General features: G+C 62.2%; 10 protein-coding genes. 2 read left to right on the top strand and 8 right to left on the bottom strand.

All coding sequences use genetic code 11. The annotated features are described in order from the left end of the window. Positions 1–63: 63 nt before the first annotated feature. The 7 genes from AC0IW7_RS12890 to AC0IW7_RS12860 form a co-directional block, all read right to left on the bottom strand. Positions 64–2,532 carry an efflux RND transporter permease subunit gene (locus AC0IW7_RS12890; protein ID WP_471818454.1) on the bottom strand — a complete coding sequence of 823 codons (2,469 nt, stop codon included), beginning with the start codon at positions 2,530–2,532 and terminating at the stop codon, positions 64–66. A gap of 4 nt (positions 2,533–2,536) precedes the next feature. Beyond that, complete coding sequence (locus AC0IW7_RS12885; protein WP_471818452.1) at positions 2,537–3,607, bottom strand: WD40/YVTN/BNR-like repeat-containing protein; 1,071 nt, start codon at positions 3,605–3,607, stop codon at positions 2,537–2,539. Positions 3,608–3,697: 90 nt separating this feature from the next. Beyond that, positions 3,698–5,053 (bottom strand): DUF1329 domain-containing protein, encoded by a 1,356-nt coding sequence (locus AC0IW7_RS12880; RefSeq protein ID WP_471818451.1) that lies wholly within the window; start codon positions 5,051–5,053, stop codon positions 3,698–3,700. 14 nt (positions 5,054–5,067) lie between these two features. Beyond that, positions 5,068–6,738: a DUF1302 domain-containing protein gene (locus AC0IW7_RS12875; RefSeq protein ID WP_471818449.1), complete on the bottom strand. Its 1,671-nt coding sequence runs from the start codon at positions 6,736–6,738 to the stop codon at positions 5,068–5,070. A gap of 129 nt (positions 6,739–6,867) precedes the next feature. Beyond that, positions 6,868–8,001 carry an FAD-dependent oxidoreductase gene (locus AC0IW7_RS12870; RefSeq protein WP_471818447.1) on the bottom strand — a complete coding sequence of 378 codons (1,134 nt, stop codon included), beginning with the start codon at positions 7,999–8,001 and terminating at the stop codon, positions 6,868–6,870. A 314-nt stretch (positions 8,002–8,315) separates the two neighbouring features. Next, positions 8,316–8,660: a Rieske (2Fe-2S) protein gene (locus AC0IW7_RS12865; RefSeq protein WP_471818445.1), complete on the bottom strand. Its 345-nt coding sequence runs from the start codon at positions 8,658–8,660 to the stop codon at positions 8,316–8,318. A 3-nt stretch (positions 8,661–8,663) separates the two neighbouring features. Next, positions 8,664–9,605, bottom strand: coding sequence for a VOC family protein (locus tag AC0IW7_RS12860; protein ID WP_471818443.1), 942 nt, complete (start codon positions 9,603–9,605; stop codon positions 8,664–8,666). Positions 9,606–9,884: 279 nt separating this feature from the next. On the opposite strand from AC0IW7_RS12860, the gene AC0IW7_RS12855 reads away from it, so the two are divergent. Both AC0IW7_RS12855 and AC0IW7_RS12850 read left to right on the top strand, forming a co-directional pair. Continuing rightward, a complete protein-coding gene (locus AC0IW7_RS12855) occupies positions 9,885–10,808 on the top strand; it encodes a LysR family transcriptional regulator (RefSeq protein WP_122496297.1) in 924 nt (307 codons plus the stop codon). Between the two features lie 557 nt (positions 10,809–11,365). Next, positions 11,366–12,523, top strand: a complete 1,158-nt coding sequence (locus AC0IW7_RS12850) for an alpha/beta hydrolase family protein (protein ID WP_471818440.1) — start codon at positions 11,366–11,368, stop codon at positions 12,521–12,523. A 68-nt stretch (positions 12,524–12,591) separates the two neighbouring features. Here the strand turns inward: AC0IW7_RS12850 and AC0IW7_RS12845 are convergent, their stop codons facing one another. After that, entirely contained in the window at positions 12,592–13,665 is a 1,074-nt protein-coding gene (locus AC0IW7_RS12845) for a Rieske 2Fe-2S domain-containing protein (RefSeq protein ID WP_471818438.1), read from the bottom strand. Between the last annotated feature and the right edge of the window lie 57 nt (positions 13,666–13,722).

Genomic DNA, 13,722 nt, shown 5'->3' with positions numbered 1-13,722 from the left:
GCTTTAGCCTCGATGCTTTTATGGTCAGCACTCATGACGATTCACTCTCTTATTGTTCTGAAATCAATGAATGGCAGCGCGTGCCGGCCGATTCGCAGCCGGTTTCGCAGGTTCCTGCGAGGCGGCCACGGGCAGCGCGTCGGGCTGCCGGACCAGGCGGGTTTGCGGCAATAAAAAGTAAGCCAGCGCCGGCAGCAGCATCAGCGCGCCGACCATGTTCCAGACGAACATAAAGGCCAGCAGCACGCCCATGTCAGCCTGGAATTTGATCGGTGAGAACATCCAGGTGCCCACGCCAATGGCAAGCGTCACGCCGGTGAGCATCACCACTTTTCCGGTGAACAGCAGCGCGCGGTAATAGGCTTCAGACAGACTCGCGCCCTGGCGCAGCTGGGCCAGCACAATGCTCATCACATACAGCGCGTAGTCCACGCCAATGCCGACGCCCAGGGCGATCACCGGCAAGGTGGCAACCTTCACGCCGATGCCCAACCACACCATCAGCGCCTCACACAAAATGGAGGTGAGCACCAACGGCAGCACCGCGCAAAGCACCGCGCGCCAGGAACGGAACGTCACCATGCACAGCACAATCACGGCGCCGTAAACCCACCAAAGCATCTCGTGGCTGGCTTGCTTGACCACAATATTGGTCGCCGCCTCAATGCCCGCGCTGCCGGCGGCCAGCAGAAATTGCGCCTGGTCGCTGTCGTTGGTTTTGGCGAACGCCTGCACGCTGTCGACCACCCGCCCGAGGGTGTCGGCTTTGTGGTCGGTGAGGTAGGCGTAGAGCGTCAGCAGGCTGCAATCTTCGTTGTACAAACCGCGCGGCGCGCCGGCCGTGACCATGTTCAAGGTGGCCTGGTTGTTCACCAGTTCGTACCACTTGGGGTTGCCTTCAGAGAGGCCCACCAGCACGCGACGATTGAGCAACGCCAGCGAGTTGGTCGAGTCCACGCCCGGCAAGCCGCGCAGTTGCCAGTCGAGGTTGTCCACCCGTTGCAGCGTGTCGTAACTGGAGCAGGCACCGGCCGGGGTTTTCACCATGACCGCGAATACATCGCTGCTGGCGCCGTAGTGTTGGGTCAGGTAGGCGTTATCGCGGTTGTAGCGCGAGTCGGCGCGCAGTTCCGGCGCGCCGGCATCCAGGTCGCCAATCTTCAGGTGCAGGCTCACCCAATAGCCGCCCGCCGCCAGCAGCGCTGCCGCCAGCACGCACACCGTGGCCCAGCGCTTTTGCGTGAACAGGTCAAGAAAACGCCAGATGGCCTGCTTGCCGGCGCCGTCGATTTCCGCCTGTTCACTGCGCAAACTGCGCACCGCAGCGGCCGGCGTAACGCCGATGTACGAAAGCAACACCGGCAGCAAAATCAGGTTGGTGAAAATCAGCACCGCGACGCCAATGCTGGCGATCACGGCCAGGTCCTGAATCACCTGAATCTTGATAATCATCAGCACGGCAAAGCCGACCGCGTCACACAGCAGGGCGGTGAGTCCGGCCAGAAACAGGCGGCGAAAGGTGAAGCGCGCCGCCACCAGGCGATGCATGCCGCGCCCGATGTCTTGCATGATGCCGTTCATTTTTTGCGCGCCGTGGCTCATGCCAATGGCGAACACCAGAAACGGCACCAACACCGAATACGGGTCCAGCTCGTAGCCGAGCAAGGGCAGCAAACCGAGTTGCCAAACCACCGCTACCAACGAGCACGCCATCACCAGCGCGGTGCTGCGCAGGCAGCGCGTGTACCAATAAAGCACCACGGCGGTGATCACGATGGCGGCGGCGAAGAACAGCAAAATCTGCCGCAGGCCATCGATCAAATCACCCACGACCTTGGCAAACCCGGTGATGCGAATGTCGATGCCTTGCTGCTGATATTTGCCGCGCAGTTGCTCCAGCTCGGCGGCCAGGGCGCTGTAGTCGAGCGCTTTGCCATCAGCATCTTTGGCCAGCAGCGGCAGGTAAATGATGCTCGACTGTTGATCGAACGCCACCAGTTGGCCGATTTCGTTGGAGCGCTCGACGTTACGCTTCAGCGCCTCCAGGCTCGCGGCCGAACCGTCGTAGCCATCGGGAATCACCGGCCCGCCTTCCAGCCCCTCCTCCGTCACGCCGACCCAGCGGGTGGACGGCGTCCACAGCGATTTCATAAAGGCGCGGTCGACGCCTGGCAGCAGGTACACCTCGTCGTTGAGTTGCTGCAGGGTTTGCAGGTAGGTGGCGTCGTAGATGCTGCCGGTTTTGTTGATTACCGCAATGCGCACGGCATTGCCCAGGCCGCTGAGTTCCTGGCGGTGATCGAGGTAATTGGCAATGAACGGATGGTCGGTGGGGATCATCTTTTCAAAGCTGGCGTTGAGTTCCAGGCGCGTGGCCTGCCAGCCCAGCAAGGCGGTGACCAGCAGGCAAATCAGCAACACCAGGCGTCGATGGTTGAACAGGGCGCGCTCCAGCAGCGAGCCGGAAGCGCTGTCGAAATCCGCCAGGGTGCTGTGGATAGGCGTCGCGCCGGATGAACTCGGGACGTGCATGGGGTTACTCCGCAATTCGTGAAAGTGGCGCAGACGCGCCCGGTGCCAGGCGCTGCGGCCCGGCAAAACCAACGCCCACCAGTTCGCCATCGGCGGCTTTGGTCACCGCCAACAGCGGCGCACCCGGTGGCAGCGCGAGCGGACGCAGGCCGTTGGCATTGGCGTCGCCTTGCAGCACGCCGCCGGCCTGGTTGATCAGCAGCACCTGGTCAGTACTGACCAGCACCGTGTTGATGGAAATGGGCAGCGGATTGGCGACCGGATCAAAGCTCGCCCCGCCGTCGCTGGAGCGAAACAACTTGCCGCGCAGGCCGGCCACCAACAGGTCGCCGCTGGCGGTCAGGCTGGCGCTGAAAAAGCTGCCTTCATAAGGACTGGTCAAGGTGTCGAACTGTGCGCCGCTGGAGTGCGAGCCGAGCAGCAGGCCTTGTTCGCCCGCCAGGTACAGCTGCTCGCCGCGCCCGGCGATGGCATACAGGTGCAAACCGCGTGGGTTGGGCACGCGGTCCATCCACGATGTCCAGGTGGCGCCGCCGTCATCGGTGTGCAACGCCAGGCCATAGGCGCCGACCACCAAGCCTTCGCGGGCGTTGGCGAAGCGCAGGGCCAGCAAGGGTTTGTCGGGCCCGTCTGCTACCAGGCGCTCGGCATTGGCCACGCGGGGCGCGTCGCCCGCTGTTTGCGCGGCTTGCAGTTCCACGGCGGCGGCGCGTTTGCCATCTAGTTGCAGGGCCCAGCTTTCGCCGCCATCGGCGCTGTGCAGCACCACGCCGGCATGGCCTACGGCCCAGCCCTGTTGGGCGTCGACAAACTGCACCGCGGTCAGCGTACTGCTCACCGGCACGGCGGCTTGCCGCCAGGTGGCGCCGTTGTCGTCGGAGAGCAGCACAATGCCGCGCTCGCCCACGCTCACCAGGCGCTCGCCGGCGCGGGTGATGCCGAGCAGCACGGCATGTTGCGCTTGCTGGCCCTGCACCGCTGGCACGCTGAGCACGTCTTGCGCGGGCAGAGCACTGGCGGTCGCGCTGGCCAGGCTCAGGCACAACAAGGCCAGCACGTTGCGTGTGTGATTCATGGTTACTGCCTCTTTCTCGACATGCAGCGGCGCATACGCCGCTGCACTCAACCCATACGGCAGCGCCTAACGGGCCGCTGCCTTGCGCGCTTAGCGAATGCCTTCACCGGCCAACGAGTCCGGGGTGAACACCGACTCGGCGTACGGCTTGACGATGCGGTACTGCTCGTTCTTGCCGGCGAGAATGTCGCCAGCAAACCAGGCACCGGAGAGCAAGTCGTAGAAGCCGTTGGTGATGGTGACCACGCCTGGCAGATCAGGCACCACGATGGGCGTGGTCCACAGCGCCTTGGCCAGCTGGTTTTTGCTGTCGTAGCGCTCGCCGAGCACGGCGGCCCAGGTGTCTTCGTCGAGGTAGTACGTGCTTTTCGGCATCACGTGGCGCTTGCCGCTTTTCAGCGTGGCTTCCACCACCCACACGCGGTGCAGTTCCCAACGCACCACATCCGGGTTGAGGTGATGCTCGGCCAGTACGTCTTCAGCACCTTTGGCGGTCATCACGCGGTTGGAGTTGTAGGGGATATACAGCTCTTTCTTACCCACCAGCTTCCAGTCGAAGCGGTCGATGCGGCCGTTGAACACATACAGTTCGTCGAAGCTCATCACCCCGGCAGTGGCCGGTGTCGGTGTGTCGCAACAGGCGTTGGGCAGACGACGCACGCGGCGTTGGCCAGGCAGATAGGTCCAGGCGCCGGCTTTGTCGGCGTCGAGGTTTTCACGGCCCAGAATCGCTTCGCCGGCGCGCAGGGGCGGCCCGTCGTTGATCAGGCGCAAGGCCCAGAACACGCCGTCTTTTTCCGCGCCACCGGGCAAGTACCAGGGCATTTGCAGGTCGCCACGGGAATCGTTGGTGAGCACGTGTTTGCCATCGGTGGTGGTCAGGTACTGGCTGAACGTCATGTGCCAGGAAGCCCCGCGCCAGCGCAGCAAGTGGTTCCAGATCGCCTCGGCGCCGTTCTGCGGCAGCGGGAATGGGATGCCGCCCTGAGCGTTTTGCGGCGCGGGACCGGACGCGCCGTCCACCAGTTTGGCGCTGCCGGCGTTGGCCGCCGTGGCGTCGTACACGCCTTGCGGCGCGGCGGCGGTGCGGTGCGTGGGGTACACGTCGAGGCGATAGCTGTCCGGGTATTTTTTCAACATGGCCAGGGTGCCGGCGCTCAGTTTGTCGGCGTACTGCGCGGCGTTCTGGGCGTTGATGCTGAACAGCGGTTTTTCGCTGGCGAACGGGTCGCTGCGCTTGCCGCCGTCTTTGTAATTCGGGTCGGCTTGGGTCATGCCGCCATCCCAGGCTGGAATGCTGCCGTCGGCGTTGCCGGCGCGCTCGGCGCCCAGCGGCGTGAGGGTAGTTTTCAGGCTGCCGGGATCGGCGGCCATGGCGCCATGGACGAACAGCAACGAGGCGGCCAAAGCGGTGAACAAGGCGGTGAAATGACTACGGGTGTGCATAGAAATCCCCTGGCTTAGAACGTGCGGCTAACGCTGACGGCAACGAAGTCGCGGTCTTTGAGCGATTGCTCGAACGTGTAGTTGTTGTTGGCATCGAGGAACGTGTCTTCCGGGCCGTAGAAGTGCGTGTAGGTCAGGCCCAGGCTCCAGGCATTGAGGTAGTTGCCCTTGATGCCGATGTTGATGTCGCCGCCGCGATCCGAACCAAAGCCGGTGCCCAGGGACATCGACTTGCCATGGGTGAAACTCACGCCCATGGGAATGCTGATGTCCATGCCGGCAAATGCCTGGCGGTACATCGGCTCGTACACCGTGCGCACGCTCCAGGCGTCGCGGTCGGCGTTGGGGTCTACGGCGTCGGCGTGACGGGTCACGCTGAGGGTGCGGTTCCAGGCGATTTCGCCAATAAAACTGGCTTCCTGGGCAATGAATGACGGCTCCAGGCTGGCCAGCCACGACAGGTTGGCGTGCAACGTGCGGCCGGTGGCGTACAGCGCGTCGTCCGGCTCATTGCTGATGCTTTCGCCCACCGCCAGCGCGTGCTGGTTGGTTGAGGCCAGCGGCTGGTTCCAACGCGTGGACAGTTCACCGGCAATGTTGAATTGCTCAACCGTGGTGGAAAAACTGGCGCCCACCGACTCGATGCCTTCGGGGTACACCCAGTAGTACTCGCCGGCTTTGCCGCTCAACGGATCGAGCGCGGCGAAGTTGGGGCGCACGTTCAGCTGCGGCGATTTGTCGTGGAAGCGAATGGCATAAAAGCCCCAGTCCACGGTTTCGGTGCGCCAGCGCAATTGCACCCCGCCCTGCCCCGAGTCTTTCGCCTCTTTGTCGTCGCCGTGGTAGAACGCCAGCGGCTGCGCGCCGGGGAACAACGGCGGGCCGACAAACATGCGCTCGTTGCCGTCGCCGAAGAAATCGTCGGTGGAGAAATAACTGCCAGCGGCTGGCAAGCGGTTGGCTTCCCACTCGAACTGGTAGTAAGCGCCCAGGGTGACGTCGGGGGTCAGTTGCAGTTGGCCGGACACCTGCTCGACCGGGCGAATCAATTCTTTGAACTGGGTGTTGGGCACCGACAGGCCTTTAACCACGTCGATCGGCGCCATGCCACCGGCGATGCCGTTCATGCCGTAGAACAGGCTTTCGCCCCACTGCATGGCGTACTGGCCGATACGCCCGGACACCGGCATGTCGCCGATTTCGGTCCGCCCAAACAGAAACGCATCAAGCAGCTCGCCTTTGCGCCCGTGCAGCTTGCGGGTGTCGTCGGTGAAGTGATCGGGGTCGACCGAGTAGCTGTTCACCTGGCCGTCGGCGTCGTTGTCGTTGGGCTTGTTATAGACATCGTCGTACCACGCCGCGCCGCTGATGCGGGCACCGACATTCTTGTAAGTGATGTCCAGTTCGGAGAGCAGGTCGAGGCGATTGGAGATCAAGCCTTTGTCGAGATTGTTGTCGCCGTCGTTGAGGTTTTGCGCCTCGCTGAGCTTGTCCGACTTGCCCTCGGTGCGCCAGGCGGCGCTGTACTTCAAGGTGTTGTCCCAGCGGGTGCGCAGGTCCGGATTACCGGTGTCGAACTCGAACGCCTGGGCATTGCTGGAGAGCACGCCAACCAGAAGCCCGGCCAAACTCAGGGCAAAGGGAGGGCGTCCGCCGCGCGATGCGGCAGTGTAAAAACGAGCCATGGAGAAACCTCGCTATTGTTGTTCTTTTAGTTTCGCCAGCTCCGCAAAAGGGAGCCGGTCGCACGCAGGTCTTACGGTTTACGACTGAGGTTCACCGAGGCGCTCGGCCAGCGCCCGGTGCGGTTTGAATTAAATGGGTTCGGCCGTCAGGGCGAGCATCTGCTTGACCAGGCCGATGCGGTCGAACGCGCGGTCGTGCTGCATTTCTTTGTCGCCGGCCAGCACCGACTTCTCGCTGATGTATTTGCAGCGCTCGAAGCGGCGCTTCATGAAGCGCTGCAACTGCTCCTCCACGCTGCCGCCAGCGGTGAGTTCTTCACCGAGCACCACGGCATCTTCAATCGCCATGCCGGCGCCTTGGCCCAGGTGCGGCGTGGTGGCGTGGGCGGCGTCGCCAATAATCAGCACGCGGCCGCGGTACCAGGGCTCGTCGACGAACACCACTTCCATAGGCTTGTAAACGACCTGGCTGCTGTCGGTGATTTGCTCACGCAGCTCACCCACCAGCCCGGTAAAACCTTGCATCCGCTCGCGCATTTTTTCGGCGAGGGTGGCGGTGTCCATCCACGGGTTGTTCGGTTCGTGGGACGTCAGGAACAGGTACATCAGATCGCCCGCCAGCGGCACCAATCCGGCATTGCCGTCGGCGCTCTGGAAGTTGGCCAGGTGGTCGATTTGCTCAGCGCGGGGGAAGTTGTAGCGCCACACCGACTGGCCGGTGAAACGCGGCGTGTAGGTGTCGCCAAACAGCAGGCTGCGCACTTTTGAATAGAGGCCATCGGCGCCGACCACCAAGTCGTAGTCGCCGCTGCTGCCGTCGGTGAACAGCACGTTGACGCTGTCGGCGTGTTCGGTAAGGGTTTCAACGCTCAGGCCCAAGCGCACGGCAGCGCCCAGTTCCATCGCGGTTTCGCTCAGCACCTTGTGCAGCGCCAGACGCGAGATGCCGACGTTGGCGGGATACTCCGGCCCGGCCAGACGCTGGCCTGGAATGCGTGCGAGCAGTTGTCCGGCTGGGCCGTAAATGGCGACGTCTTCAAAGGCGTACGCCGCGTCGAGGTAGCCGTCGAGTACGCCCAGTTTGGCCATCTCGCGCACCACGTTGCTTTGCTGAATGATGCCGACGCCGTACACGGTCCATTCGGCTTTCAGCTCGATCAGGTCAACCGCAATGCCCTTGCGCCGCAGTGCGATGGCGGCGCACAAACCACCAATACCACCGCCCACCACCAAGACTTTCTTAACCGCGTTGACTGCATTCATGGCATGTCTCACTTCTTATTTTTGTTCGCCGAACGACGCACGCGCCGCTTCGTTGTGGGCCACTTTCCCGGCAAAGCAGGAAGATGACTAATCGCTTATAGGGATGGGATGTATCGCGTGGGGAGATACGTCCCAAACAAACTCAACGGCTCTGCACCCCTCTCCCGCGCGCGGGAGAGGGGCCGGGGGAGAGGGCCACTGCGCGCACGATCAAACGCACAACCCGCACACATTTAGCGTCCTGCCCAACACCGCTCCCCTCTCCCTAACCCTCTCCCCAAAGGGGCGAGGGGACTGGATTTGTGTATCGCCTGTTAGCAGCGGCGATCCACCACCAACCACCCTTCCTCTTCCCGCCACGCCACCGCCTGCAACCGCTCACCCAAACACGGCCCGTACACACACTCCCCCGTCGCCGGCAGAAACTGCGCGCCGTGGGCGTAGCACATGATCAGTTGGCCATCGGCCGACATGAATCGGTCCTTGCGGTATTCCAGGCGCACGTCGAGGTGTGGGCAGCTGTTGCGGTACATGCGAATTTCACCGTTGTGGCGCAACACGAAAACGCTGTCTTTGCCGCGTTGCTCAGGATCGAAACCCCGGGCGTGGCCTTCGGCAATTTCCTCGCTGCGGCACAGGGCGATTTCACCTGCAGCCACCGCTTAACCCTGCTTCGGTGGCGGACCACCCGGTGCCCATTTCTCTTTCGAGGTGAACAGGAACAGCTGCGAGTTATCAGCGGTCAGCGGCGCAACGCGCGCTTCCCAGGCGTCATCGTGCTTGTCCATGTCGGCGTCGTATTCAATGTGGCAACCCAGCGGGCTGTTGAAGTACCAGAACCAGTTGGAGCCAAACAAGTGACGGCCCGGGCCCCAGAAACTGGTCCAGCCCTTCTGCTCAAAACGTCGGCCGGCCAACAGCACTTCGGTGCCGCTGCCCATGTGGAAGGTGAAGTGCTCGCAGCCTTTCATGTGCGGCGGGGTCTGGATCATGAACAGGCAGTGGTGATCGTCCGAGCCTGCCGGGCGCATGAACGGGCCGGCGCCGACAAAGGTGTCGGTGGTTTTAAAGCCCAGGCGGTTGGCATAGAACGCCTCGCCTTTGGCGGCGTCCGGCACGAAATAGACCACGTGCGACAACGTGCGCGGCACGGCGGCCATGTCGAGGGTGATGCCCGGTTGGTTCAGCGGGCGCTGCGGCTCATGGCCGGGAGCGTTGCTGAGATCTGCCGGTGCGGTGAAGGGTTTGCGCACGGTGAGCTGGAAGCCGATGGCGAAACCGAGGTCATCCACGCTGTGCACCACGCCTTGCTCGTCGCGGGTTACCAGACGATCGCGGCCCAGTTCGTCTTCGATGGCATCGAGGTCGGCGGCGCTTGCGACGCCATAAATGGTTTCGCGAATCGACGGGGCCGGGCCGATAGCGGCTGGCAGGGTCGGGTCGTCGGCGCGGCGGATAATGACGGCGGTGCCGTCCAGCGCCTCGAAGCGCCCGCCGTTGGCGTCTACGCCCACAGGGTGCAGGCCGTAGTCACGCAGGCAATCGGTACAGGCTTGGATGTCATCGACACCAAAGATCAGGGCGTCAAGGCCAATGATGTTCATGGCTACCACTCCATTGAAATTATGATCCGGCGCGAGGAGAACGACGCCGGTGGTGGTGTCGGTCACGGCCGACTGCGGCGAACTGTGCCGTCGGCGTGGGCAGCTGACTAATCGCGAGTTGGGATGTGACCTATCGGCAATCGCGATACCAGCGCGCACACCCATAGCGCCTGGCGGATAGCCGAAAACGAGGTAGGAGAATTCGGAGGCAGGGTTGACGAAGCGATGCTTTGTCTCGAATGTATCGCGAAAATAAATACAAGAACGAGATTGACCGCCATGCGTTTCAACCACCTGGACCTCAACCTCCTGGTGGCGCTGGATGTACTGCTGGAAGAGCAGAACATCACCCGCGCCGCTGAACGTCTGCACATGACTCAGTCCGCCACCAGCGGCGTGCTGGGCCGCCTGCGTACCTATTTCGAAGACGACTTGCTGGTGCAAGTCGGCCGCCGAATGCAGCCCACGCCCTACGCGCTGGAGCTGACCAAACCGGTGCGCGAAGTGCTGCTGACCATTCAATCGTCGATCACCGCCAAGCCGGTGTTCGACCCCAGTACCAGCAAGCGCCACTTCCGCCTGGTGACCTCCGACTACCTGATCAGCGTGCTGTTTGCGCAGGTGATCGAACGCATCCACCAAGAAGCGCCGCACATCACATTTGAAATGATCGGCCCCAGCGACAACTCCGGCGAACTGCTGATTCGCGGCGAAGTCGACCTGATGATCGTGCCCGACCGCTACACCCTTGAAGGCCATCCTTCGCAATTGCTGTTCGAGGAAGAACACGTGTGCGTGGTGTGGAACGGCAACACCCAAGTGGGCGAGCAGCTGACCCTGGAGAAGTACATGGAAATGGGCCATGTCTCGGTGGGTTTCGGCCGCTCGCGGCACATGAGCATCGAGGAATGGTTTATCACCCAATACGGCTTTAACCGGCGCCTGGAAGTGATCACCAACGACTTCAACACCCTGCCGCAATTGGTGGTCGGCACGCAGCGCATCGCGACCATGCACCAGCGCTTGGCGCGTTTGTATGCTGCGCATTTGCCGCTACGGATTTTGCCACCGCCGGTGAAAATTCCGCTGATGCGTGAGGTGATGTTGTGGCACCGCAGCGTGGACGGCGACCCGATGCACCGGTGGCTGCGCGAACGTATCAGTGCGTTTATTCAGAGCGTGGATCAGGCTAAGGCGGCGTGATGAATACCTTTGCCGAGCTAGCGTGTACGGCTTGAAATACTGGATCCCGAATCGTCGGATCGCCGCGTGCGCGAGGATGACGGAGGTTTTGATCACGGGCTTGGTATAGAAACTCACGCGTAAGGCGCGAAACCAAAGCGTTCGGTGCGTTCGCGAGGGTGACAGTGGTTTTATTCAAGACACCCGTCATCCTCGCGCACGCGGGGATCCAGAATCTCGGATGTGTCGACTCTTATGGGTACGACGCAACAGCCTTAATCCAATGAATACCTTCGCCGACCCACCGTGTACGACTTGAAATACTGGATCCCGAATCGTCGGACCGCCGCGTGCGCGAGGATGACGGAGGTTTTATTCAAGACACTCGGCTGGGGCGCCATTCCGCTTCAGCCACTATGCCTTCGACCCAAATCCAACCCCACCCAGGTATCGCCCCACCCGATACCTCACATCCCCACTCACGATTGGCCAACTACCTCCCCGCTCCTTACCGTGCCCACTAGCACGGGCCTGCCTGGCCCGCCTCCGCCCTGGCACGAATAAGGACAACAACAACCATGTTCCGCTACTTCCCCACCAACTACGTCTGGAACCTCTCCGTCGACCTGGCTATTGAGATGGGCGCCCGCCTCGGCGAAATCGAGGAAATGTGCGCGCCGTTGCAGGAGGCCGCCAAGCAACCCGACGCCGCTGGCACCAAGGCCTTCCGCGAAACCTGGCAGAAGATGGCCGACAAACTCTGCGGCCTCGCCGAGGAAGATGAACAGCACGGCCGCTTGCTGTCGGCTGGCGAAAAGTACAACCGCGCCGCCACCTACTACCTCACCTGCGAACGCCTGCAAGCGCACGGCGCCGAAGGCCGCACAGCGCTGTATCAAACCTTTCTGCACACCTTCGCCCGAGGCATCGAGCTGTCGCAGGAGAACTGCGAGCGGGTCGAAATTCCATACGAAGGCGCTCACATTTCCGGCTTGCTGGTGCGTGCCGAAGGCGTGAGCGGCCCGCAGCCGATTCTGGTGCAGGTCAATGGCCTGGATTCCACAAAGGAAATGAAATACCGCGTCGGCCTGCCCGCCTGGCTGGCTAAACGCGGCATCGCCTCGTTGATCATCGACCAACCGGGCACCGGCGAAGCGCTGCGTTTGCACAACCTCACGGCGCGTTACGACAGCGAGCATTGGGCCAGCCGCGTGGTGGATTGGCTGGAAACCCGCAGCGAGTTCGATGCCAAGCGCATCGGGTTGGAAGGCGTCTCACTCGGCGGCTATTACTGCCCGCGCGCGGTGGCGTTTGAGCCGCGTTTTGCCTGCGGCGTGGTTTGGGGTGCCAACCACGATTGGCGCGATGTGCAGAAACGCCGTCTGGAAAAAGAAGGCAGCTTCCCGGTACCGCATTATTGGGCGCACGTGCGCTGGGTGTGGGGCGCGAAGGATCAGGACGACTTCATGGCCATCGCCGAAAACGTCCACTTGGACGGCGTGCTCGACCGCATCAAGGTGCCGTTCCTGGTGACCCACGGCGAAAAGGATTCACAGATTCCGCTGAAATGGGCGCACCGCACCTACGAGCAATTGGTGAACAGCCCGAAACGCGAGCTGAAAATTTTCACCGAGCGTGAAGGCGGTGTGCAGCATTCGAGTTTCGATAACAGCATCAACGCCGGTCATTACATCGCCGACTGGGTGGCCGAAACCCTAGGTGGACGTACCGCCTGATTGTTCCGCTGCCTACAAAAAAACGCCGGTGTGTCCGGCGTTTTTTTATGGGCGAAACAGGCGGGATCTTAAGAATCCTGGCGCAACCGTTCGATGATTTTGCGCGCACGGTTGGCGCCGACGTCGACGTGAATGTCGATCATCGACGGCGTACCGAAGCGGCACATGTTTTGGTACTGGGCTTCGATCACCACTTTGTCTTCTTCAAAGGTCAGCGCGGTTTGTTCGACGACCTTGGCTTTCACCGCTTCCTGGTCGGTTTGCGGGTTGGTGGCGATGGTCCAGAAGTAGTGGCTGGTGGTCTCCGTTTCCGGCGTTACGCCGTGAAAACCACGCATGTGGAAGCCGCCGCGCTCAGGGTTGTGCAGCGATTCGGTACCGGCATCGACGGCGCCGGTCCAGATGCGCAGGTGGCTGACGTGAAATTCAATCTCCTGCCAGCGGTCGACCTTGTCTTTGAACGGATACGCGGCCACATAGGTGGGCGGTGGCACCGAGCCCGGCATATAGCGGGTGACCCGCACGCTGTGTTCGTCGCTCTCGACATTCATATGCGCGTTCATGTGAATGCTGGCGTTGCCGCCGATGGTGCGCAGGTGCACGTAGCCGAGGTGGCTGAGGTCCATGAGGTTGTCGTGGATAAGTTGGTACGGCGCGTCGTAGTGGTACACGTCACCATCGAACAGATACAGGCCGCTGCTGTGCACCTCATACGCCGGCGGCTCGCAGGTGGGTTCGGTGTGCTCGGCGCTGCCAAACCAGATCCACACAATCTGGTCACGCTCACGCACGTGGTAAGCCGGCACCTTGGCCTTGCTGGGAATCTTTTCCTGCCCCGGCACTTCCACGCATTTGCCCGCCGCGTTGAATAGCAAGCCGTGGTAGCCACAGCGAATGCCCCGTTCGTCGAGCGTGCCGTGGGAGAGCGGCAACGCCCGGTGGCAGCAGCGGTCTTCCAGCGCCGCGACCTGGCCGTCGGCGGTGCGAAACAGCACCACCGGTTTGTTCAATAGCGTGCGGCCCACGGGTTTATCCGTCAGTTGCCAGGCCAAGGCGGCCACGTACCACTGGTTCAGTGGGAAGGTGGAAATGGCGGGGGCGGCGGCATCGTAGCCAAGCGATGTGGTTTCAGGCACGGTCATAGAAAGCTCCGGTATTCAGGCGATGGGGTTACAAATCCAGCACCAGTCGCGGCGATT

The sequence above is a fragment of the Pseudomonas sp. AC229 genome (assembly GCF_979254655.1).
The sequence above is the reverse complement of the archived record's forward strand: the minus strand, read 5'-3'. Positions and strand labels throughout refer to the sequence as shown.

Bases quoted from the DNA above. Each gene is read 5' to 3' on its own strand.
- AC0IW7_RS12890 (WP_471818454.1), bottom strand. From the start codon at position 2,532: ATGCACGTCCCGAGTTCATCCGGCGCGACGCCTATCCACAGCACCCTG.
- AC0IW7_RS12885 (WP_471818452.1), bottom strand. From the start codon at position 3,607: ATGAATCACACACGCAACGTGCTGGCCTTGTTGTGCCTGAGCCTGGCC.
- AC0IW7_RS12880 (WP_471818451.1), bottom strand. From the start codon at position 5,053: ATGCACACCCGTAGTCATTTCACCGCCTTGTTCACCGCTTTGGCCGCC.
- AC0IW7_RS12875 (WP_471818449.1), bottom strand. From the start codon at position 6,738: ATGGCTCGTTTTTACACTGCCGCATCGCGCGGCGGACGCCCTCCCTTT.
- AC0IW7_RS12870 (WP_471818447.1), bottom strand. From the start codon at position 8,001: ATGAATGCAGTCAACGCGGTTAAGAAAGTCTTGGTGGTGGGCGGTGGT.
- AC0IW7_RS12860 (WP_471818443.1), bottom strand. From the start codon at position 9,605: ATGAACATCATTGGCCTTGACGCCCTGATCTTTGGTGTCGATGACATC.
- AC0IW7_RS12855 (WP_122496297.1), top strand. From the start codon at position 9,885: ATGCGTTTCAACCACCTGGACCTCAACCTCCTGGTGGCGCTGGATGTA.
- AC0IW7_RS12850 (WP_471818440.1), top strand. From the start codon at position 11,366: ATGTTCCGCTACTTCCCCACCAACTACGTCTGGAACCTCTCCGTCGAC.
- AC0IW7_RS12845 (WP_471818438.1), bottom strand. From the start codon at position 13,665: ATGACCGTGCCTGAAACCACATCGCTTGGCTACGATGCCGCCGCCCCC.